The sequence below is a fragment of the Peredibacter sp. HCB2-198 genome, assembly GCF_045999315.1.
Lineage (GTDB): Bacteria > Bdellovibrionota > Bacteriovoracia > Bacteriovoracales > Bacteriovoracaceae > Peredibacter.
Genome location: NZ_CP174607.1, coordinates 333524 through 356880, shown reverse-complemented (window position 1 = coordinate 356880; position 23357 = coordinate 333524). Strand labels below are relative to the sequence as shown.

At 43.1% G+C, this 23357-nt stretch carries 18 protein-coding genes; 15 read left to right on the top strand and 3 right to left on the bottom strand.

Annotation, left to right across the window (positions count from 1 at the left end):
- Positions 1–18 precede the first annotated feature (18 nt).
- The 8 genes from flhB (at position 19) to ACJVC5_RS01810 (ending at position 11376) form a co-directional block, all read left to right on the top strand.
- Complete coding sequence (gene flhB, locus ACJVC5_RS01845) at positions 19–1095, top strand: flagellar biosynthesis protein FlhB (protein ID WP_408097682.1); 1077 nt, start codon at positions 19–21, stop codon at positions 1093–1095.
- A 41-nt stretch (positions 1096–1136) separates the two neighbouring features.
- The gene (gene flhA, locus ACJVC5_RS01840) at positions 1137–3215 is read left to right on the top strand and encodes a flagellar biosynthesis protein FlhA (protein ID WP_408097681.1); all 2079 of its coding nucleotides are present in this window, start codon (positions 1137–1139) and stop codon (positions 3213–3215) included.
- 3 nt (positions 3216–3218) lie between these two features.
- On the top strand, positions 3219–4790 hold the full coding sequence (locus tag ACJVC5_RS01835; protein WP_408097680.1) for a hypothetical protein: 1572 nt from the start codon (positions 3219–3221) through the stop codon (positions 4788–4790).
- An 86-nt stretch (positions 4791–4876) separates the two neighbouring features.
- On the top strand, positions 4877–5755 hold the full coding sequence (locus ACJVC5_RS01830) for a MinD/ParA family ATP-binding protein (RefSeq protein ID WP_408097679.1): 879 nt from the start codon (positions 4877–4879) through the stop codon (positions 5753–5755).
- A gap of 27 nt (positions 5756–5782) precedes the next feature.
- Positions 5783–6568, top strand: coding sequence for a FliA/WhiG family RNA polymerase sigma factor (locus ACJVC5_RS01825; protein WP_408097678.1), 786 nt, complete (start codon positions 5783–5785; stop codon positions 6566–6568).
- A gap of 133 nt (positions 6569–6701) precedes the next feature.
- Positions 6702–8996, top strand: coding sequence for a hypothetical protein (locus tag ACJVC5_RS01820; protein ID WP_408097677.1), 2295 nt, complete (start codon positions 6702–6704; stop codon positions 8994–8996).
- On the top strand, positions 8997–9824 hold the full coding sequence (locus ACJVC5_RS01815; protein WP_408097676.1) for an RluA family pseudouridine synthase: 828 nt from the start codon (positions 8997–8999) through the stop codon (positions 9822–9824).
- A gap of 100 nt (positions 9825–9924) precedes the next feature.
- Entirely contained in the window at positions 9925–11376 is a 1452-nt protein-coding gene (locus ACJVC5_RS01810; RefSeq protein WP_408097675.1) for a hypothetical protein, read from the top strand.
- Here the strand turns inward: ACJVC5_RS01810 and coaE are convergent, their stop codons facing one another.
- A complete protein-coding gene (coaE, locus tag ACJVC5_RS01805) occupies positions 11377–12015 on the bottom strand; it encodes a dephospho-CoA kinase (RefSeq protein ID WP_408097674.1) in 639 nt (212 codons plus the stop codon).
- Positions 12012–12797: a nucleoside triphosphate pyrophosphohydrolase gene (mazG, locus tag ACJVC5_RS01800; RefSeq protein ID WP_408097673.1), complete on the bottom strand. Its 786-nt coding sequence runs from the start codon at positions 12795–12797 to the stop codon at positions 12012–12014. Before mazG ends, coaE begins: the two co-directional genes overlap by 4 nt.
- Positions 12798–12848: 51 nt before the next feature.
- On the opposite strand from mazG, the gene ybeY reads away from it, so the two are divergent.
- Positions 12849–13379 (top strand): rRNA maturation RNase YbeY, encoded by a 531-nt coding sequence (gene ybeY / locus ACJVC5_RS01795; protein ID WP_408097672.1) that lies wholly within the window; start codon positions 12849–12851, stop codon positions 13377–13379.
- A 13-nt stretch (positions 13380–13392) separates the two neighbouring features.
- Here the strand turns inward: ybeY and ACJVC5_RS01790 are convergent, their stop codons facing one another.
- Positions 13393–14748, bottom strand: coding sequence for a S8 family peptidase (locus ACJVC5_RS01790; RefSeq protein WP_408097671.1), 1356 nt, complete (start codon positions 14746–14748; stop codon positions 13393–13395).
- A gap of 277 nt (positions 14749–15025) precedes the next feature.
- Between ACJVC5_RS01790 and ACJVC5_RS01785 the strand changes: the two genes are divergently transcribed.
- The 6 genes from ACJVC5_RS01785 to ACJVC5_RS01760 all read left to right on the top strand — a co-directional run bounded on the left by ACJVC5_RS01785 (position 15026) and on the right by ACJVC5_RS01760 (position 23338).
- Positions 15026–16321, top strand: coding sequence for a hypothetical protein (locus ACJVC5_RS01785; protein ID WP_408097670.1), 1296 nt, complete (start codon positions 15026–15028; stop codon positions 16319–16321).
- A gap of 1 nt (position 16322) precedes the next feature.
- On the top strand, positions 16323–18680 hold the full coding sequence (locus ACJVC5_RS01780; RefSeq protein WP_408097669.1) for a hypothetical protein: 2358 nt from the start codon (positions 16323–16325) through the stop codon (positions 18678–18680).
- A gap of 119 nt (positions 18681–18799) precedes the next feature.
- Entirely contained in the window at positions 18800–19921 is a 1122-nt protein-coding gene (prfB, locus tag ACJVC5_RS01775; protein ID WP_408099216.1) for a peptide chain release factor 2, read from the top strand.
- On the top strand, positions 19918–21483 hold the full coding sequence (lysS, locus tag ACJVC5_RS01770; RefSeq protein WP_408097668.1) for a lysine--tRNA ligase: 1566 nt from the start codon (positions 19918–19920) through the stop codon (positions 21481–21483). The genes prfB and lysS overlap by 4 nt, the downstream gene beginning before the upstream one ends.
- Complete coding sequence (locus ACJVC5_RS01765; RefSeq protein WP_408097667.1) at positions 21483–22682, top strand: ABC transporter permease; 1200 nt, start codon at positions 21483–21485, stop codon at positions 22680–22682. Before lysS ends, ACJVC5_RS01765 begins: the two co-directional genes overlap by 1 nt.
- Complete coding sequence (locus tag ACJVC5_RS01760; RefSeq protein WP_408097666.1) at positions 22679–23338, top strand: ABC transporter ATP-binding protein; 660 nt, start codon at positions 22679–22681, stop codon at positions 23336–23338. The genes ACJVC5_RS01765 and ACJVC5_RS01760 overlap by 4 nt, the downstream gene beginning before the upstream one ends.
- The last annotated feature ends 19 nt before the right edge of the window (positions 23339–23357 follow it).

Here is a 23357-nt window from a genome sequence, read left to right as displayed (position 1 = left end):
ATAATCCCAGGAGGGGATGTGGCCGACGAAAACGACGACGAAAAAACCGAAGAGCCCTCCCAGTATAAGATTGATGAATCTCGCAAAAAGGGTGACGTTGCTTCTTCAAAGGAGCTCTCATCTGTATTGCTTCTTTCGGGCTCACTTCTCACATTAATTATCTGTGGTGTGTTCATCTATGAGCAGTTCACCGAATATATCGACTGGGTGTATCGCTTAGATTTTAAGATGATTTACACCAAAGAGAAGTTCGCTGAGGTGATTACTCACACCATGTGGACCCTGGTGAAATGCGTGGCCCCTTCATTTGGTGCCTCAGTTTGTCTGGGATTTCTTTCGCAGTTTATTCAGATTGGTTTTCTTTATTCTCCGGAAATTCTGAACGCAGACATTGAACGTATTAATCCACTGAAAGGTTTCGGACGTATCTTCTCGAAGAAGTCATTGGTTGAGGCCCTCAAAGGTGTGTTCAAGTTTACTGTGGTGATCGCCATCACTTACAGCGTGATGAAAGATAACATTGGTTCGTTTCTTGGATTTCTTCATTCAGATGCCGGACAGTCATTGATGTTTGGTAAATACCTGATGGTAAAACTTGGTTTCTCGATCCTGTTAGGTCTGGGTGTTGTGGCCCTGGCCGATTTCGGGTGGGAGAAGTGGTCCTATCGTCAAAAGATGATGATGACCAAGCAAGAAGCGAAGGAAGAGGCCAAAGAGAAAGATGGTAACCCGGAAGTTAAAGGTAAGATTCGTCAGATCCAACGTCAGATGGCCCAAAAGCGGATGATGGATGATGTAAAGAAGGCTGACGTAATTGTTACAAATCCAACGCATATTAGTGTAGCATTGAAGTATGATGGAGAGACGATGGTAGCACCGGCCGTGATGGCAAAAGGTGCCGATCATTTGGCCCTTCGGATTCGAGAGATTGCGAAGGAAAATGATATTCCGATCGTGGAAAACATCATGCTGGCGCGTACGTTATATAAAACAGTGAAAGTGGGACATGGAGTTCCTCGAACATTGTATAAAGCGGTCGCGGAAATTCTGTCTTTCGTTTATAAGCTGAAACGCAAACAGAAAGCTTTGAAGTAAAAATTTTTAGCTCAGGATGAGCGACTCTTTAAGAGGTGACCATGGACAGGTTTTTAGAAAAGCTCAAAGTCTTTTCTCAAAATTCAGAACTCGCAATTGCTCTAGGATTAATTTTAATCCTGGGTGTGATGGTGGTTCCACTTCCTCCAATTATTCTGGATTTGTTTCTGGCATTTTCTATCGCAACATCAATCGCGATTCTTCTGATGTCGATTTACGCGAGAAAGCCATTAGATTTCTCGACTTTCCCATCAGTGCTTCTTATTACAACACTTCTTCGTCTTTCCCTTAACGTTGCTTCAACAAGAAACATTCTTCTTCACGGAGCATCGGATGGAACAAAGGCCGCGGGCCACATCATTGAGGCCTTTGGTGAGTTCGTTGTAGGTGGTAACTACGCCGTAGGTATCATTATCTTCATGATCCTCGTGGTCATTAACTTTATTGTAATTACTAAAGGTGCTGGTCGAGTAGCTGAAGTAAGTGCTCGATTCACGTTAGATGCAATGCCTGGTAAGCAAATGGCGATCGATGCGGATTTGAACGCAGGTCTAATCGACGAGAAAGAGGCGAAACGTCGTCGTGCGGAAGTTGCTCAAGAAGCGGACTTTTACGGGTCGATGGATGGTGCTTCGAAATTCGTTCGCGGTGACGCCATCGCGGGTATCTTGATTACAGCAATTAACATCGTGGGCGGTATCATTGTTGGTGTGGCCCAGAATGATATGAACTTCTCTGATGCTGCTCGAGTGTTCACCCTCTTAACTGTGGGTGATGGTTTGATCGCTCAGATTCCGGCACTTGTGATCTCTACTGCTGCCGGTATTATCACAACTCGTAACTCAAACTCTGAGGCCCTTGGTAAGCAGGTGAATCAAGAATTCACGGCCCACCCAAAAGCTTTCTACATCACTGCGGGTGCGATTTCAGTTTTTGGTTTGATTCCTGGTTTCCCGGCCTTCCCGTTCCTTATGATCGGTGGTTTGATTGGTTACGCTGGATTCAAAGTAGAGAAGAACAAAGAGATGGCGAAAGCAGCTGAAGTTAAAGCGGCGCTTGCTCCTGAAACTAAGGCCAAAGCTGAGACGCTTGAATCTCTTCTTCCAGTGGAACTTGTGCAACTTGAAGTAGGATATGGAATTGTTTCAATCGTGGATGCTGAACAAAATGGCGATCTCCTTGAACGTATTTCACACATTAGAAAACAATTTGCTCTTGATTGGGGGATGATTATTCCTTCAGTTCGAATCAAAGATAACCTGGAGCTTAAGCCAGGTGGTTACTCAATTAAATTAAAAGGAATTGAGATCGCTCGTGGTGAATTAATGCCTGATCACATGATGGCGATGGACCCTGGAACTGTGATTGAAGCAATGGATGGAATCGAAACAAAAGAACCTGTGTTCGGTCTTCCTGCCATCTGGATCACTGATGATCGCAAGGACGAAGCTCAATACAATGGTTACACCGTGGTTGATCTTTCAACAATTGTGGCGACTCACTTAACTGAAGTTCTTAAAGCGAATCTTTCTGAAATGTTTGGTCGTCAGGAACTGGTCAAGATTCTCGACAACTTCAAAGAAGAGAATCCGAAGATTGTTTCAGACCTTGTTCCGGACATCATGCCACTTGGGACTGTGCTTAAAGTTATGCAGGCCCTTTTACGTGAAGGTGTTTCAGTTCGTGACCTTCGCACGATCCTTGAAACTCTTGCTGAGTTTGGAACTGGAACAAAAGACGCTGAAGCTCTTACTGAATACGTTCGTCAGGCCCTTTATAGGACCATTACAGAAAAAATTAAAGGCTCTCAGGGAGACGTTCCGCTGTTTACGCTGGACCGTAGTCTTGAGGAGGCCGTTGCTCGTTCAATTATCCACACTGATCATGGATCGCAGTTAAATCTCGATCCTAAAGTGACTCAAACTATCCTGGCCTCGCTCAATGAAAAGATTGAAGAGGCGACCTCGCAAGGGGAGAAAATGGTAGTTCTATGTTCGCCAGTGATTCGCCGTCATTTCAAGAGGTTGACTGAAAAATTCATTCCCAACCTGATTGTGGTAAGTCATAATGAACTTAGTCCAGAAGTCAATATCAGATCTCTCGGTACCGTGAGGTTGTAAAGAATGTTCGTTAAGAAGTTCGAAGCTGACACATTAGAAGAAGCTTTAAAACAGGTAAAAGTAGAACTTGGTCCTGATGCCATCATTCTGAAAACCATCACTAACAATGGTCTTAAAGGCGCCTTTAAGAAAAAGCGCATTGAGATCACAGCGGCCATCTCAGAGCGAAGCTTTGAGAAAAAGGCAAAGGTGGATAAGGTTTTGAATCCAGAACAGAAAGAAGCTTTGTACCAAAAGCCCGCCTCTACAATTAAAGAAACAATTACTAAATATAATGGTCCTGAGGCCCAAGGCGCAGGTCCGGCCGGCTACGGTAGCATGGGGCTTAACAAAGTGGTGAACACACTTGCTAAGGGCTCAGCTGGTCTAGCTGATATGACAACGAAAACATCTTCGTTAATTAAAAGCAGTTTGGATGATTTCCTGACTGACGGAGATGATTCTGGTTTTGATATTGATTCGGCCGATGATACACCGGCCCCGGTTCGTCCATCGAATCGTGGGAAATATGCTGAACCACCAGGGCAACGCGAACAGGCCCGTCCAGTTAGAGAGGCGAGACCACAACCACAACGTCAGGCCCCTCAGCAACAGATGATGGAAGACACGGTTGAGATCACAAGAAATCCTCTTCGTGAGCCTCAAGCTCCTGCTGCTCCTGCTCAATCAATGGTGAGCCGTGAGGCCTACAATGAACTTAAACAAGAGCTAAGAACCACTCAGCATAAAATGGAACTCCTTGAGCAAAAAATCATGGAGCTTTCACAGAACTATCAGTTCAACCAAAAGCATTTGAATGAAGCAAAAGGAATTTTCCAGCTTCGTACAACGCTTAAAACATTGGACGTGGATGAGGCCCATATTCTTGAGCTGATCAAGAAGGCCAACTATGAACTTTCAAAAGAAGATCTCGAGAATCCAGATGTGATTTTTGAATTCGCTCTTCAAGAAATGGCGAGCTCAATTAATACTGCCATTCCTTTGTTCGCCAAGATTGAAAATGGTGATCCTGTAGTGACTGTACTTGTGTCGGAAGCAGCTTCTGGCCAGAGCACAATGGGGACTAAAATCGCGGTTCTGAAGAAGGACGTGGTTCTTATCCAGTACTCACAAGACGCTCAAAATAACGCCTCTACAGACTTCGCGGCCCAGGTGTTCGGAATCAAGGTCGAGAAGGTGCAAAACTTCTCTGAAGTCGTAGGCCTATCTCGTAAAGCAGTGGAAGCCGGCAAATCTGTCCTGGTGGATGTGCGCCTGAATAGCAAATACACCGATGAAACAAAAAAATTCGTTGAGACTTTGAAACGTGGTTTCCAGCACGTAGAAGTCCTATGCACACTTTCGGCGATTCACTCTGAATTATATAACCGAAAAATAATTGCCCGATACAAGGAGATTGTAGACGGTGTTATCATTTCTCATGTGGACCTCTGTATGAACTTCGGAGCTCTCTTCAATGTTCATAAGGCCCACAACAAGCTTCCTCTCAAATTCTTCGGAACAGGACCAGTAGTTCCGGATGATATCGAAGGTGCGACGGCTGAAAGATTGATGTCAGGTCTCTTTCAGTTCTAAATTTCTAAAGCTCTAGTTCTATTCAGGCCCGACAGGATGTTAGGCAAGATCTAAAGCTTCCAAACTGTGCAATTAACAGGAGGTTTATGCACAAAACTAGCGAGTGGCTTCAATCGTTTTCAACCACGAATAATCCCGTTAAGAAGTCAGAACTTAGAAGAGCTAGTGATTTCGCCTGTACTAAAATTTCCATCACTGGTGGAAAGGGCGGAGTAGGTAAAACCTCAATCGCATTAAAAGCAGCACAGGAACTGGCCCGCGCCGGTCACCGCACTCTCTTGATTGATTGCGATTCAAATCTTTCAAACACTGCCATCAAGATGGGCCTTCCACTTGATAATAAATTTGAAAAACTTCTCTCTGCAGAAGCAAATTTTGAAGACTGTCTGATTCAGCAAGGTAACTTCCACTTACTTCCTGCATGCAATGGCTCCATCCAGGTCTTCGAATCAAAATTAAATTTCGACGAAATTATCATTGATATCATCGCTTCTCATGAGCATGAATACGATTTCATTCTTCTTGATTGTCCGGCAGGGGTGTCGAGAGAAACGCTTACGTTGAGTGCTTATTGTGATCACCGTTGGGTGATTGTGACTCCGGATAAATCTTCAATCACAGATTCATACTCACTGGTGAAGCTTCTTGCGACCCGTTTCGGGATCAAAGAGAACCATCTTCTGGTGAACATGTATCAGAGTGAAAAACAGTTCCAGAAAGTGGTGATGACCCTGAGTGAAACAATCGAGAATTTCCTAGGTGCTCGTACTCACATTCTTGGAGGGATCCAGAAGTTCGATGTAGATGCCTCAGGATTTGATACTTTTTTCCTCTCTGAAAACAAAAATGAATGGAATAAAAACTTCGTTAAACTTTTATATGGGTTCACCGAAAAAGTAGGTGGACCACTGACTGCCCCATCTAAGGGGATGAGCCAGATGGCCTATGAACACGATGTTCACTAAACGGTAAATGCTAAGGAGAGCTCACAAATGTCATCACTCACGGCCAAACTTAAGAACTTAAAAGATTACCGCTCGACTGTAGACCCAAAGGTCAAAGACGAAATCATTCTTGAGTACGCTCCATTAGTTCGTTACATCGCTCAGAAAATCGCCTCTAGGCTTCCACCTAATATTGAACTCGATGACATGATTTCATGTGGTGTTATCGGTCTTATGGATGCCATCGAAAAATTCGATCCATCTCGTGATAACAAATTTAAAACATACGCTGAATTCCGTATCCGCGGGGCGATTCTTGATGAACTTCGCTCTCAGGACTGGGTTCCTCGTTCAGTTCGTGAAAAGGCCAAGCTCGTAGAGAAGGCATATGCCAAGCTTGAAAAGGACCTTGGTCGTCCAGCAACAGATGAAGAAATGTGCGAACACTTACAGTGTTCGATGGATGAGTTCCATGAGCTTATCAACAAATCAAAGTCAGTCTCTCTTCTGAATATCGAAGATGCAGCGGCAATGAGTAAAGGTGATAAGAAGCTCATGGTCTCTCTTATGGAGACTTCTCGTGGTGCTAACCCGCAGACAGCTGTTGGTTATAAGCGCGCACAGGAGATCATTAAAGAAGGTATTAAGGCCCTTCCTGAAAAGCAGCGCCTGGTGCTTTCTCTTTACTACTTCGAAGATCTAAACCTGAAAGAAATTGGCCAGGTTCTGGATGTAACTGAGTCACGCGTGTCTCAGCTTCACACTCAGGCGATCCTAAAGCTTAAGGCCAAGCTTCGTAACCAGTTCGACTCTTACGAAGATCTTGCCAGCTAATCCAACTCAAAATTAGAAAACACGAAGCCCGAGTTAACAGCTCGGGCTTTTTTATTTGAGCTTAGTTCTTTTCAATCCGTCGCAAATTGTCAGAAAATTAAGTATCGGAATTTACTTAAAAAGGGTGACTTCAATGGATTGGAAAAAAACCTTTAATCGTGGACAGTGGGTAATACACGGAATATTTGTTATCGCTGTCGTTTTTGGCGTTGGCTCGACTCTGTTTGCTTTGAGACTTAATCATCTGCAAAGTACAGAAGAAGAGCGTGGCCTTAAAATTAACTCACTTATTCATCACTTTAAGAAAGACATGAGCTTCGAGAAAATCGGCAAGCACTTGTCTTGGGCACAGCCTGATAAAGCGAATGATAAAATTCGTGAACTCTCTCAAAAAATTGCGGAAACCGAAGAGCTACTAGAAATTAAATCGAGCAAAGATTTAAGTCTTGGCATGCGCACATTCAACCGTCTGATTAACAATACGACTGGAATGTCTGATCCATCTGACGCTCTTAAAGTTCTTCGCAATAAAGTTGCTTCTCTTTACGAAGTTGCCCAATCCAAAAAATATAATAATGTTGAACTTCTTGCTGAAAGAATGAAAGAGCGCCTTGAACAGCTCAATCCAAAAAATGTGAGTGGCTCAGTTCAGGTAAGTTACCTTCGCACAGATCTTAAGCGTCTTGAGAATCTAGTTACTGGTTCTTCACTAACAGATGGTGAAAAACAGGCCCTGTTAGAGCGCTTCACATCCATGCAGAATGAACTTGAATTACTTGGGAGCTTAAACTCTCAGTCTCGCGATCTTAAGGTCCATGTGACTCAAGCATCTTTGGCCCTCTCTCAATGGATGATTGATGTTGAAAAGAAAGCACAAGACATTCAAGGCATGCGCTTCAGAAAACAAAACCAACTTGTGATCATGCTTGCTGGAATGGTGGCCTTTCTTGTGACGGCCTGGATGGGTCTGGCCTATCTTTTCCGTTGGCAGAAAGTGAAGATGGGTGAGCAAGTTGAGATGGAAGTTAAAGGTGTGATTGAGAAGGGAATCATGGGCGATCAACGTTTCATGATGGACCACTACTCAGATCTTACTCGTGATGATATCGTTCGCCTCTTGGATGAATTAAAAATCAAATTGAACCTGGGTTCAATGCTTCATACTGGTCTTCCATTTGGTGGCTGTATGATTGATACTAATTTCAAACTAACTTGGTTCAACCATCTTTTCTTAGAGCAGTTCTATTTAAGTGAAGAAGAAGTGAGAAGCGATGCCTTTAACTGGGACTACCTTCGTGATTATCTAAACCTTGATGAAGATCCAATCTATCAAGCTCTTGTGAACAAAATCGCCGGAATCTATCCAGTCAAAGTAAAACAGGACGAGTATGCTCCATCTCAGCCTTACGAGATGTATGTGACTCCCATCAATGTGAATCGCGAAGACCGTGTGATGGTGTTCTTCTATCCATTGGTTTCTGTAAAAGAAGCAATCAACGAGCAAGTAAACCTTTCTCGGGAGACACTTAATCGCTTCATCACTCACTGGAACGAAGAAAGTCTAGATGAGGATCAAATCCGTCTTCTTGAAAAAGACTTTAAGAACAATGATCTGAATGACCTTTATAAGACCCTTGTGACTTTATTTGAAAGAGTAAATGGGGAAAAGAACGAATGTCTTCATACGATTCGCAATCTTGAGAAAGAAAACGAGTCATATATTGAGACGATCGAAGGCATGAAAGAAATCGAAGAAGAGAAGAAAGACATCATTAAGCAGGAGTTCCAGCTTGCGAATGACCTTCGTGACACCTTCCTAAGTTCAGTGGAAAGAATGGAATCTCTTATGCACATTAATAAGTCGATTCTTCAGCACAATGACGATTTAAAAACAGATGCTCATAAAATGCAACAAGTGACCCTGGAACTAACGAAGAAGACCAAGGACACTATGGACATCATGACTCAACTTGAAGGTGTTAAAACTGATTACAAGAAATTGAAGTTTGAACTGATGGAAGTTAAGGCGAAACTTATTTCGATCAATAACTCTCTATTTGGTCAACTTCCACCTCTGGACGAAGCTCAACAGAAGCTTGCGATGAGATACAAGGACGAGTTGGCAAGATTGGACTTCAACGTTCACACGCTTGATAAAAAACTTTCTCAACTAGATGTCCTTCTTAATAAGCTTCATATGATGCACGAGAAGTCTCCGGTTGAGCAGACGAACTTCAATTTCACGACATCTCAAAAAGAGCATGAAATGAAGGAAGCTCTGCTTGGAATCCAAAAGGCCCAGGCCAATGATGAGTCGAAGATCATTGAGAACTTTAAGTGTCTTCATGTTCTTATGAAAAAAGACCTGAACAAAGTGCATGAAGCAAGAGCACTTTCAACTGAAACGCTTGAATCTTTCCTGTCTTAAATGAGAATTTTTAAAGCCCCTGTTAGTAAATTTTTCTCCCAGCGAACTACGCTGGGAGAATTTCTTCAAAAGCTCACTAAACTCCCTGAACAAGATTTAGCAGATGCGGCCCAAAAGGGCGCGGTCTGGATTCAACGTAATGCCAAGGGAAAAACTCTTCGCATCCGTGGCCTGAAAGAGCAGGTGGGACCCCAAGACCTTATTCAATGTTTTTATGATCCAAAGGTCTTAAAACTTCCGGCGGTGACTGAATCAGAATGCCTTTATGAAGACCAGAACTATGGTATCTGGATCAAAGCAGCAGGAGTTGTTCCACAAGGATCACAAGCAGGCGACCACGCTTCCTTACTTCGTTATGTGGAAATTGCCCGTAAGAAAGAGGTCTTTCTGGTTCACCGACTTGATCGCGAAACTGAGGGGCCAATGATTGTGGGTTATAATTCAAAGGCCGCTGGCGTTCTTGGAGACCTCTTCCAAAAAAACCTTATTTCTAAAACCTACGAAGCAATTGTTCTTGGGGAGATGGAAGTTGGTTCTAAACAGACCATCAAAGCTTCTCTGGATGATAAAGAGGCGATTACCCACATTGAAGTTCTGGCCTCAAAAAATAATCAAAGCCATTTAAAGGTCACGATTGAGACCGGTCGCCTTCATCAGATTCGTCGTCATTTGGACTTCATAGGCCACCCAATCATGGGAGATCCGAAGTATGGTCGTGGAAATAAGAATAGAGAAGGGCTAAAACTCGTGGCCGTGGCACTATCTTTCCAAGATCCATGGCTTAAAAAAATCCAGAACTTTCAGTACCCAAGCAAGCTCACTGTCTAAATTTTTGACAAGTGCCTGTTGTAAACTTTACTGTCCTTTCGAAAGCTAAAGATTGAAATCCCGAATTCTCATAAAATGTCCTCATAAGTGAGGATGAACTATGTTGAATACACGTTGGATCTTTATGGTGGCCCTCTTTTCCTTCTCGGCCATGGGATCGGTCAGCTTTGAAGAAAAAAAGAACCGCGTAGAGTTCCTTGAAGAACTCACTCAATCAACTTCTTTAAGTATTGAAGCTTTTCATCGTGAGCTGAATTACGAAAAGCTAAACCTTCCACTGGAAAAACGTGCAGAGAATGAGGCCCGATTGTTGGCCGAAAAAGTGAAATTCCAAATTACACAGGCCTACGATGCGGCCTTGGCTTCTTCTGGTAACTCAGAAGATGCTGCGGAAGAAATTCGTCAGGCAATTGAGAAAGACCTCTTGCTTGTGGCCCCTGAACTTCAAGAGGAAATGAGAAAGCTTTCCCTTGATACCCTTGAGGCCCTTCAAAGAGGTTCAGTTTCATCGGACCCGGATTTAACAAATCTTCAAAAGGTATTGATGAAGGGAGTGGAAGATCGTTCTAACTTCTTGAATGAAGAAGGCGAGATTATTCTTCCTCCAGCGATGGCCCCGGCAGATAGTAAAAAACTGAATTACGCTCGGAAAGTAGACATCTTAGAATCGCTGACATCAGACAGAGAAAGCGTTGATTGGATCAGTTCTGCCGGCAATACGATAAAGTCCTCGGACAGCCGCAAAGTGGATTCTAAAGTGACTCTTCAAGTGAGAGTTGAATTCATGGGGATTGGTGTGGAAGCAGGTCCGGCGATCGCTTTTAGACGTGAATACAGAACGAACGTAACCATTAATACGGAAGGCATGCGGCCCGCCCTGAAATCAGATGGTACTTTTGATTTTACGACTTACGACCGCATGGGAAGAATTGTAAAAAGCAAAAGACGCTTCATTAGTTTTAACTGTGATGCTGATCTGGACTTTGAGACTGAATATTCTGGAGCAGGTGGATTTACTTTCGCGGGAGTGGGTGGTTCAGCTGGTGTTTCAAAAAAATTCTCTAATACAGTGACGATTACTTCGAGACGTCTTCTTCTGCCGGAGCAAATTGCCGGAAAGACTGTCACGATGAAATCAATGACTGAACTTTGTCATAATGATTTCTTAAATGCTCGTGTTACCAACAATCTTACAGTGACGGGCGCCCTGAATGCGATGATGAAGAACGTGGTGGCAAGTCTTCGCTTTACTCATCCAAAAAATAAGTGTGCCACCGACTCACATTGCTCTGATTGGTTTAATAAGGAAGTGATCTCTCTGGCCAAAAAGAATAATAAGGCCCGTTGTGTGGAAAACAGTAGAGAGAAGTTCATGCAATGTGAACTAAGAGGCCAGCAAGGTCAAAGCTGTATCGTTCTGGACGCTAAAGGGAAACGTCTTTCAGGTGGGGCCTTGGAATACACTTGTGATAAAGGTCTTAAATGCGTTCAAACCGAAGAGGCCAGTTTTATGAAGGCCGCGAAGGGCAAGTGCATGCCCATTAAAAAGTAATTATTCTAAAACTTGCAGTAGGAACTGTTTAACTTCTGCTGCAAGTTCACTCATACCAGCAGAATTATCAATCACAAAATCGGCCTTAAGCTTCTTCTCATCAATGTCCATCTGATGGTTAAGAATCTTTTCCGCCATGTCTTCAACATGTCCGTCTCGATCCATTAATCTTGCTCTCTGAATTTTTCGAGGAGCATAAACCAAAACTGATAGATCCATTTTCTGATCGAGTCCTTTTTCAAAGAGAAGTGGGACGTCATAAATATGGAAAGGCTGCTTTGTATTCAAGGAGGCCGCATCTGCAAAGGCCTGAGGCAGACGAGCGTAGATAAAGCCCTCGACCGCTTCCTTCGTTTTAGGATTATGAAAGAAGAGCTCTCTTAGCTTTTGAAAGTTAATCTCGTTATTGATCCACGCCTCAGGAAAGGTGCCTTTAATGAAGTCTTTAGCTTCCCGGGTCTGATAGATGGATTTAACCAAACGGTCAGCGTCCAGGACCACCAGTCCTTGGCCCTCAAGCATCTTTGTCACAGTACTCTTGCCGGTCGCAATTCCACCGGTCAAACCAATGATGGGTTTATCCAGACCATAAAGTCTTTGAGCTTCTGTTAACTTAATAAACTTATGCTTTAACTTCATACTTTTTTAACTTTCACCCAGTAATCTTCCAGTTCTTCTTGGGGAGTATCTTCTAACTTTCGTCCCGAGGCCTTCACCATGTCTTCCACTTTCTGGAAACGTTTGATGAATTTTTTATTTGCATCTCGGAGACACTCTTCCGGATTTAAATCTAAGTGGCGTGCCAATTGGGCGACACTGAAAAGAAGATCTCCGATCTCTTCTTTCACTCGCTCTTTATTGTATTGACCTGTGGGAGGCAGCTCTTCTTTTACTTCCTGCCATTCTTCTTCCACTTTCATCATCACTTGTTGATGATCTTGCCAGTCAAAGTTCACGGTTGTGGATTTCTTGCCAATTTTAAAAGCTGATTCCAAGGCAGGGGCGTGAAGGTATTTTTCATCAATCGTATATTTACGTTCACCTTTCTCAGTGACTTTGATCTTCGCCCAATTCTCCAGCACTTCATCTGAAGTGAGCTTCATATCTTTCTGAGTGAAAACGTGAGGGTGTCGGCGAACTAATTTATCCGCTAGATTTTTGGCGGCCGATTCCAGCGAGAAGGCCTTCTTCTCTTCACCAATTGTGGTGTGAAGGATCACCTGAAAGAGAACGTCGCCGATTTCCTCTTCCATATGTTTGGGATCACCGTTTTCTACCGCCTCCACAAACTCGTAGGCCTCTTCGATCAGATATTTCAAAAGCGTTTCGTGGGTCTGCTCCAGGTCCCAAGGGCATCCTGTTTTAGGATGGCGAAGGGCCTTGATGACCTCAATACAACGTTCAAGTTCCGGATGACTCACCGTCAGCTCCTTATATTGCAGAAGATTCTGTTACAGGATAACATGGCCTTTATGAAGAAACATCCTTTCCTCCAAGTTGATTATCATTCTACGGTTAAGTTGAGCGACTCCGACAAGAAACAGCTGGCCAAGTGGCTGAACTATGCCTCGGAAGCGCTGGAATATCTTTTTGGTGAAGGAATTCTTCTCAAGTCAAAATTCAAATCGGTGAAGACCGTTCAGGTCTCGCTTATGATTTGCGGAGACGCTCGAATCCGAGAACTCAATCGCGAGCACCGAAATAAAGACAAGGTCACAGACGTCCTTTCATTTCCGGCCCATGAAGATCTTCGAGGAGCTTCTTATAAAATGCCGGAGTTGTTTCTGGGAGACCTCGCCATTTGCCATCAGCAAACCAAACGTCAGGCGAAAGAATTTAAAATTGGATATTGGGACGAGTTTATCCATCTCATGATTCATGGGATGATTCATCTCATGGGTTATGATCATGAAGTGAGTCGAGCGGAAGAAAAGTTGATGGAGAAGTGGGAGAAGATTGCTTTAGATAAAATCAGTGAGATAAAAAAAAGAGGGGCCCGTTAAGGCCCCTTTTTTATTAACGTCTTTGAGTAGCTAGTTTAGCTCTTTCAAGTGCCGCTTTAAGATTTAAGCGTCCACCAGTAACCGTTAGTTTTTTGAAAGCTGGAACTGGAGTTACAGTGTCCATAAGAAGTTTCTTAAGACCTGCACCTTTGATTTGTGGATAATAGCCAAGAACCATCGCCGCAACACCTGAAGCGTTTGGAGCTGCCATTGATGTACCAGATGCCATTGAGTATTGGTTGTTGTTGATTGTTGAGTAGATGTTTGATCCCGGAGAAGCAACGTCTACACCAATTTTACCAACGTTCGAGAAAGAAGACATAGCGCCATCAGATTGAGTAGAGGCGATAACGATCATGTTCTGAGAATCGAACGAAGCAGGGTATTTAAGGTTAGTATCGATATCGTGCCAAGAGAAAGGTCCCATTGAATCGTTACCAGCAGAAACAACAACTAGAACACCTTTAGAAGCGATCTTGTTGATTGTGTCTCTAACAACCATTCCGCCTTCGTTATTTTTCTTACCGAATGAACAGTTGATGATTTTTGCACCATTGTTAGCGGCATATAGGAAAGCTTCAACAATGTTTGAATCTAGTTCGTCCGCATCGTCAGGTACTACACGAAGGGCCATGATTTTCACGTTGTTTGCAACACCAGAGATACCAACGCCGTTATTTTGAGTAGCAGCGATAGTACCAGCTACGTGAGTACCATGCCAGTGAGAGGCCATAGTATTCATTGTCGGACGACCTTGGGCATCTCTTACTAGAGTGTTGATACCGTGGATATCGTCAATGTAGCCGTTGTTGTCGTCATCAATTCCGTTGCCTGGAATTTCGCGAGAGTTTGTCCACATAACATCTTTAAGATCTTCGTGGTTATGGTCTACACCAGTATCGGCAACAGCAACAATTACTTCTTGAGCAGCACGAGCTGGAAGAGCATCGTAAGCACCAATAACATCTAGACCGTTCTTAGCTTGGAAGGCCCAAAGTCTGCTTGTATATGGATCGTTGAAAGAAACTGAGAAGTCGAAGTTCTGAAGTTGCTTCATAAGAAGGCCACCTTCATTTAGAACTTCGTGCTTAGGCATAGCTGATTTACCAGCGTAGAAATCTTTTTGAACGTATTCAATTGATTCTTCAGATGATAAAGTCTCCGCCAATTTATCAGCACTTTCAGTTTTAACTAGATATAGGCTGCCAAATAGCTTTTTAGAGCTTTTGATAAGAGGTGAGTTAACAAGACTTTCACCAGACTTCATTTTAATGAAGAGGTGATTTGGGTGGTAGCGGCTGCTATCTGCTTGGGCAAGACCCATAACAGCGAAAAAACCCATTAAAATTCCAGTACTTAGCTTTTTCATCAGAGGTTTTCCTTTATTTGAGTGAAAAGGTCAGTCGCATAGTAGTCCCTTACTTAACTCTGGGCAAATAAAAAGTTCTGTCATTTGAACTGTTTACAAGTGTCTGCCCGGCTGACAGGGGAAGGTAAGGTTTACACGGTGAGGCGAGTGATAGGTCTTGCCTTGATACAATGCGTAAATAGAAAGTTTAAATTTTAGAGATAATGAAAGTAATCATATTTGTTTAAGGAAGGTTTTCTCAGTGCTTAAAAGCTATCGCAAGTGGACTTTAGGAAGCATGATTTTAGTGACCAGTGTGGGTCACTCGGCTCCTAATTCCTATATTAATGGTCACTTAGGGGCTTTGAGTAATCAGGCCCATGGGAACGTAGGTAATGTTCCTGGTAACCGTTATAACGCAGACTTCGAATTTGATTATCACAAGAACACGAGCACTACTTATACTCGTGGCGTAGAGACTCGTTTCACTGCCGCGGCCCAAGTAAATGATCAAAGCCTTACACAGTATTCTCTTCAAGAAGCTTATGTTGGCGGAAATCTTACAAGTAAGGACTCATTGAAGTTTGGCCGCCAAATCGTTCCGTGGTCTACAGTGGATGCGGTTTGGGGATTCGGTAAGGTAAATAACCGTCGTAACTTTGATTACTTTCTGCCAGGTCAGGAAGGTCTTATTGGTCTAGCTTACGAGAGAAAATCATCCAACGGAATGAGATATAGAACGTTCCTTTCAGGTCTTTATGTTCCTGAAATGAACCCACCTCTGGATATTGATAAAAAAGACAAGACAATTACATCACGAAGCCCATGGGCAGATCCTCCTGCAAGCAGCACGGTCTACCAAGGTGTTCCGATGAAGATCAACTACGAGGTGGATTATCCACAAATCAACGAAGTGATTTATCGTTACACTATCGGTGCCAATATTGGTTTTGAATCAAAGCACTGGGTGTTGGACAACTTTATTATGCGTAAGCCGGAAAATCAGCTCACGGCCGATGTGGATGTGAACGTTGATATCGTTGGTAAAGTGATCAACGCTGGTATTACTCCTAAGTTCTATTATCACGATGTCTATGGCTCAACTCTTAAGTACAGAAATCTTGATCTGGAAATGTATGTTTCAGGAATCGCAGTAAGACCTCAGAGTAACCCTGATGTTCAAGACGATGTTCGATATACAGAAATCAAAAACCAAAAGCGTCGTGAAGATTATGTTGGTGGCGGGATTTCAAAATCTAACGATCTTTATACTCTGGCCCTTAACTATGTGGCCCGTCTCAGTCCGTTTGATAGAGATAAAGATGACCTGGCCCTGGATCCTCGTTGGAACCAGGCCGTGAACATTTTTGCTTCGAGAAACTTTGGACGTTTCCTTACTCTTTCGGCAGATGGCAAGTTCGATATGCTTACCACTGACCGTCTGGTCATGCTTAGAGCGAGCTATAAAGTAACACAAGAATTACTGATGAACTTTGGCGTAAATATGATTGGAACACCAAGTGACGGGAAGTCTTATTGGTCTCCTTATAAAAATAATGACGCCGTTTTTGGAGCACTTAGATATGTTTTTTAAGATGAAATTCATTCTTCTGCTTGCTGTATTGATGCTTGCCCTGAGCGGTTGCGGAGATTTATTAGGCAGTAAAGTTAAGAAGAAAGAGCTTTCAACATCTCAGTTTGAAGTGAACTGTGAACTCGATATGAATGAGTTCTCAGAGATCATGAATAAGAATATTGAATCTCAAATTCAGTGTTTGGGTGAAAACCTTCACTTGTTCATCAGAGTGGTAAAATCGGGAAAACCGGGCCACTTATCTCGTGTTCAGCTTGAAGAATATCTTCGTGTTTTCCGACCTGACGTTCAGCCGGAAGTGGTGAAGGCCCTTAAAGCAGTTTTTGACCTTGGTCACTTAATTGCCGGTGAAGATCCTGATTACATTTCAAAAGATACTGTCGATAAAGTTATTAACTTTGCGGTCGTTTTTAACCGTGAGGCATCTCTTAACTTCGGACCAATTTTCCAAAACGAATCTGAAGTGACATATGCTCTTCACCAAAACCACCGTGACCGTGTTTCGACCGCCAACAAGGCCATCGTGCAGGCCCTTCGTAAGATTTTTAAATCAGACCGTGGCGGTAATATCCATAAGCTAAATATCATGGATCTTCTTGAGAGTTTCACGACTGAAGACACTCGTCAGGACATCGAAAGAGTTAAGAAAGTTCTGTTTGTGAAGAAGCTCATGCTTGGTGGTGATGAAGATCACCTGACTCATATTGAGCTGGAAAAACTGATCTTGAATTTCGACCATCTTCTTCTAATTGGTCTGGATGCTGTTCGCTACAAATACATCATCTTAAATCAAGAATCGATTCTTCAGCTTTTAAAGCGTGATGTGAACGATCTTTACGATATTGTGACTCAAGGTGACCTGAACAATCGTGATCAGGAAGTTCTCTTCACAATGGATCAGGCGATTGAGGCCGTGAAAGAGTTCGTGGAGAAAGATGATTTCGATGTTGAGAAGTATCGTAATATGATTGGCGAGGCCAAGAAGATTCTGATGAACGGTAATACTGATGAAGTGAGGGGAATTGAATTAAAGAACTTTTTCGTCCACGCTAAGACCCTTCTTCAGAGTGGTACGATTTTCCACAGAATTTATGACAAGTTCAAAGTTCAACTGGAGAGTTCTCAGCCGGTTTCAATTGATTTCGATGAATACCGTCACACTTATCCTGAGCACCAGAAAGAGCTTGATCAGTTCGAAAGAATTGTGAAGAAATATCGTTTCATGAAAGGGGAGTTCCTAGCCCCATACTATACTCGCGGTTACCGTCGTAATGCGGACGCGGTATTTGAAATTGCTCTATTCGAATACGCCATTAAACTTGTGTTCCAAGTTTATGGTAGCCCAAGTCCGAACCCAGACGCGGTTGGCGGCTTCTCAATGGACCAGAAGCAAATGCAGGCCCTGCTTAAAAAGTTTGAGCAAGAATTGATTGATATGGACCTGATCCTTCCTGGAAAAATCGAAGGCACGGCCGACAACGTTTCGCTACTTGGAACACTTTTCCAATATCAATCAGACACAAATAACAAACTTGATGTAAACGAAATGACTGAATTTGGTGTGAGCTTGTTTGCTGCGCTTAATATTCAGGGCGATCTGTTTACTTACCTTGAAGAAGACATGGCCTGTCCGAAAGATCAGTTCGGTAGAATTCTACCTGAATGTTTCAAGGCCAATTTCTGGAAGGGTGTTTGTAAGGACTACCGCCCTTACTTACCTTTAATGTTTGAATCAATGGGCGCACCTAAAAATTGTGATGAATTCGTTCCAAACGAAGCGGCCCAAAAGTTCCTGGAAACCACTATCGATGCGGCCCGTTCTTGTAACTTCTATTCTGACGGGGATAAAGAACAAGTTCCTTTTGAGAAAGGGGACATCATGACCACCATGATCGCCCTTATGCATATTGAGACCACTATTCTTCGTTGGGATACCAATGGGAATAATCTCTTAGATGCTGACGAAGTAAATAACGCTTATACAATTTATTCCGGCGCTCTTGATGGTTTCTTGAAAGACAAGAATCCAATTATCAAAAAGTTCCAGAAACAAATCTATCAGTTCATGATCAAGTATGAGCAGGTTCCTGATGAAAAAGATTTCGGTAGTATCTGGAAATTTGTGAAGTTCTTGTTGAGCTTCGATAAAAAAGCTCCGGCAAATCGTAAGACCATCGCTTCACTTCTCGTGGCGATCAGTGAGCAGAACGCGAAAAACAGAACAACGCCTTCGTTTGACTGTAACCTTTTGAGAGATCCGGACAATATTCCGAGAAATCCAAATACAGTTCTACCGGCAGTTGATAATCGCCAGGATTTCAGCTCAATCCTGACTCCATATCTACATCTTGCAAACTAATTCATAAGGTTCTTACTCCATTCGGGATAAGAACCTCTTTTCAAAGCTCATTCCTCTTTGTTACAGTGATTTCTTTCAAAGGCCATTTATGGATGACTCACTGTTTCTAAAACTTTCAGATTATAAATCTCAATTCACTGAGATCAAGGCCACTCTCGAAACGATTCGGAGGTCGCTTTGACGTCGATCGTAAACAAAATCGACTAAAAGAGATTTCAGAACTCGAAGCACTTGATGGCTTCTGGAATGATTCGGCAAACGCCACAAAAATCCAAAAAGAACGCTCCCTCATTGAAGAAGTGATTAAGCTTTATAGCAAAGTAAAAACTCTCGCAGACGATTTCGAAGTCCTGTGCGAAATGAGTGACGCTGGAGATGCGTCTTCCGCTCAGGAGGCGCTTGATCTGTTTCCGAAGCTTCAAACTGCATTGTCAGAAGCGGAGAAGAAAGCCCTTCTTGCTGGTGAAACAGATCCTAATAATGCCATCGTAACCATTAATGCTGGTGCCGGTGGAACTGAATCATGCGACTGGGCCGGAATGCTTCTTCGTATGGTTCAACGTTGGTGTGAGGCCCATGGCTTCAAGGCCACTGTTACTGATTTCCAATATGGCGATTCTGCAGGAATTAAATCGGCGACACTTTTGGTTCAAGGGAACTACGCCTACGGACTTTTAAAATCTGAGTCAGGTGTTCACCGCCTGGTGCGAATCTCACCGTTTGATTCAAACGCCAGACGCCACACTTCATTCTCTTCAATTTTTGTGAGTGCTGAAGTGGACGATACAATTGAAATTGAAGTCCTGGATAAAGATCTACGCGTGGACGTTTACCGTTCAGGTGGAGCTGGTGGACAGTCAGTAAACACCGCCGATTCGGCCGTTCGTTTAACTCACTTACCATCAGGAATTGTAGTTGCTTGCCAGAACGAACGTTCGCAGATCCAAAACCGTGCCATGGCGATGAAGATTCTAAAATCTCGTCTCTATGACCTGGAGATGAAAAAACGTCAGGAGGCCTTGGATAAAATCGAAGCTGGCAAAAAAGACATTGCTTGGGGATCTCAGATCCGCTCATACGTTCTTCACCCATATCAATTAGTGAAAGATCACAGAACAGGATTCAGCACGTCTCAGGCCCAATCAGTTCTTGATGGCGATTTAGATGATTTTATGAAAGCTTTCCTTCAATGGAAGTCCCTTGGAGGCGAGGTACAAGATACAGGAATGGATGATTTATGAACGACGAAAAATTAACCACCTCAGGAAAAATTATGAAAGACAAACACGTAAGCCGCTGGACCAATCTCTTCTCTGAACAGATGGATGTTCGTCTGGATAAACGTAAGAAGCTTGAAGAGATGGGTTCTAATCCATATAAGAACGGCTATAAACCGAACACTTCATTTAAATATTTAACTGAGCAGTACAGTGAGAAGGCCAAGGAAGAAATTGGCGAAACTCCAAGATATAAAGTTGCGGGCCGTGTGATGATGGTGCGTGATTTCGGTAAGGCCGCGTTCCTTCAGGTGGATGATGGTTCTTCTCGTTTCCAGCTTTATGTAAATAAGCAAGTGACTTCAGAGAAGGGCTTCGCTGAATACAAGCTTTTGGACACTGGCGATATCGTTTACGCTGAAGGTGACGTATTCAAAACAATGAAAGGTGAGTTGGCACTTAATGCTCGCGAACTAACAATTCTCACGAAATCAATTCGTCCACTTCCTGAAAAGTTCCACGGTCTGACTGATGCCGAACTTCGTTATCGTATGCGCTACGTAGATATGATCATGGACGCTGAAGTGCGCGCGAAACTAAAAATGCGCTCACAAATCGTTCGTTATATCCGTGAATATTTCTATGAGAACGACTTCCTTGAAGTAGAAACTCCGATGATGCATTCAGTGGCAGGTGGAGCGGCCGCAAGACCGTTCAATACTCACCACAATGCTCTTGATATGGAACTCTTCATGCGTATCGCGCCTGAGCTTCATCTTAAGCGTTTGATCGTTGGTGGATATAATAAAGTATTCGAGATGAACCGTTGTTTCCGTAACGAAGGTCTATCACTTAAGCACAACCCTGAGTTCACAACAATTGAGTTCTACTGGGCATACGCTACTTACCATGACCTTATGGACTTCACTGAAGCATTGATTACCGGTCTAGCGACTCACGTGATCAAGTCTGATGTGGTGAAATTTGGTGAACACGAAATCAATCTTAAAGGCCCTTATGCTCGTCTGACGATGAGAGAAGCGGTGGCGAAATATACCAATTCTACAATGGAGCAGGTGAATGACCGTGCCCACCTTTTAGGTCTTCTAAAAGGCATTGATATGGATCCGAAGAAGCTTAACTCGCTTTCTTGGGGCAAACTTCTGGTTCTTACTTTTGAAGAAAAAGTAGAAGCAAAACTTATTCAGCCGACATTCATTACTGAATATCCGACTGAGGTTTCTCCTCTTTCTCGTCGTAACGATGAGAACCCTGAATTCGTAGATCGTTTCGAGTTCTTCATGAATGGTTGGGAAGTTGGAAACGCCTTCTCTGAGCTTAACAATCCTACTGATCAGCTTGATCGTTTTGCTGACCAAGCAATGGCGAAAGAAGCGGGGGACGATGAAGCCTCTGAAGTTGATTATGATTTCGTACGTGCTCTTGAGTACGGAATGCCACCTACGGCCGGCCAGGGTATTGGTATTGATCGTCTTGTGATGATCCTCACTGATTCACCTACAATCCGCGAAGTAATCCTTTTCCCACTTCTTAAGAAAGAACATTTCTTCTCTGAAGAAGAGTAATGAATTCTTATCTTTCGATTTTAAAAATCGTTTTACACGGTCGCTCCGCAGGAAAAATCCTGCTGGCGACCGTTTTTAGTTTCACGTTCTCAATTGCGGTCATCCTTTGTACGTTTGGCCTCATGGATGGTTTCGATCATCTATTGAAGTCAGGTCTTCGTCACTCTTCTGGTGATATTATCGTGACCAATCGTCGTGGTTTTTTCCCGGTCTCTGCAGAATTAAAAGAAAAGATTGATAGCATTAAACCAATCGCCGTAACGCCAGTGATTCAAACTGAGGCCTTCGCTCTTCATGGTGACGCCAGTAAAGGTGTTCTGGTTCGTGGAATCGAAGGAGAAAGTTTCTCGCAAACCACGGGCCTAAAAGTAAAAGTACCAACTGGTACAGTGGTCATTGGTGAGGAACTCGCTAAGCAGCTCAAAGTGAAAGTGGGCGATGAGCTTGCTCTGACTTTTGGTCGTGGTAATGAGGCGGCCTCGGCACTTCCGACCATTAAATTATTTCAAATCAGTTCACTGGTTAAGCACGGTATCTATCAAAAAGATTTAAGATTCGTTTATCTTAATCGCGCTGATCTGGCCGAGCTTCTGGAACTAGGGAATAAGGTCAATCAAGTTATCATTGCGGTCAAAGACGTGAATAAACCGCTTGAGAATCTGGATGAAATTGAGTCTTCAAGACAAAAACTTCGTCTGGAAGTTTCGTCAGATTTTCTGGTTCGTCCTTTTTGGAACGAGTACTCATTCTTAATTGAGGCCGTGAAAGTTGAGAAGTTTTCAATCTCACTTATTCTTCAACTGATTGTAGTTGTAGCGGTCTTTAATATCATCGCTTTCGTCATATATATTATGGAGAAAAAGGCCCAGGACTTTTTCTTTCTGAGAGCTGTAGGACTTTCACTTACCAGCCTCACACGTTTTTGGTTTATTTCAGTGATCCTTATCTGGGGCATTTCGTGTGTGGGTGCGTACATTGCGTCCCATATTTTCAACTGGGGCCTTCAGAATCTTTGGTTCCTCCAGATTCCCGGCGAGATTTATGTACTCTCATCTCTCAATATCCGACTTGATCTTATGGCGTATGTTACTGTCTATGCTGTATCCTTGTTGTGGATTCTGATTGCAGCATTTGGTGGATATCTCCGGATGAGAAATAAACCGATTATCCAGGGATTAAGGCAGGAGTTTAGTTCATGAGTTTCATTCGTCTCGAACATGTCGAAAAAACTTTCGGTAAGACCAAGGTCTTACGAGGTCTCAATTTAGACATTGGTGCGAAGGAGCTGGTGGCGATTCGTGGTGCCTCGGGTTCTGGTAAATCGACTTTACTTTATCTTTTAGGGGGCCTTGATCACCCGACTTCTGGGAAAGTCATCATTGATGGAAAAAATCTTACATCAATGTCTGATGAGGACATGGCCAAATTTCGTAACTCAAACGTTGGCTTTGTTTTCCAATTTCACTTTCTTCTGCCTTCAATGACATGTTGGGACAATATTCTTCTTCCAGGGAGAATCGGTGGTAAGGATCTTGCTCCTGTTGAAAAAGATGCTAAAGAATTAGCGCAAATTCTGGGAGTTACTCACTGTCTTAGCAAGTTTCCGTTCGAAATTTCGGGAGGGGAGCAGCAACGCATCAACATCATTCGCGCTCTTTCACTTCGACCAAAAATTCTTCTTTGTGATGAACCAACTGGTAACTTGGATTCTATCAACTCCGAGAAGGTCTCAACCTTACTTAAGAATCTTGCAGCTGATTTCGGCGCCACACTCTTAGTTGTGACTCATGATGATAAAGTTGCATCACACTTTCCTCGCAAAATAGTCATTGAAGATGGTCAGATAATTGGCTAGAATTTCCGACTGCAAATAA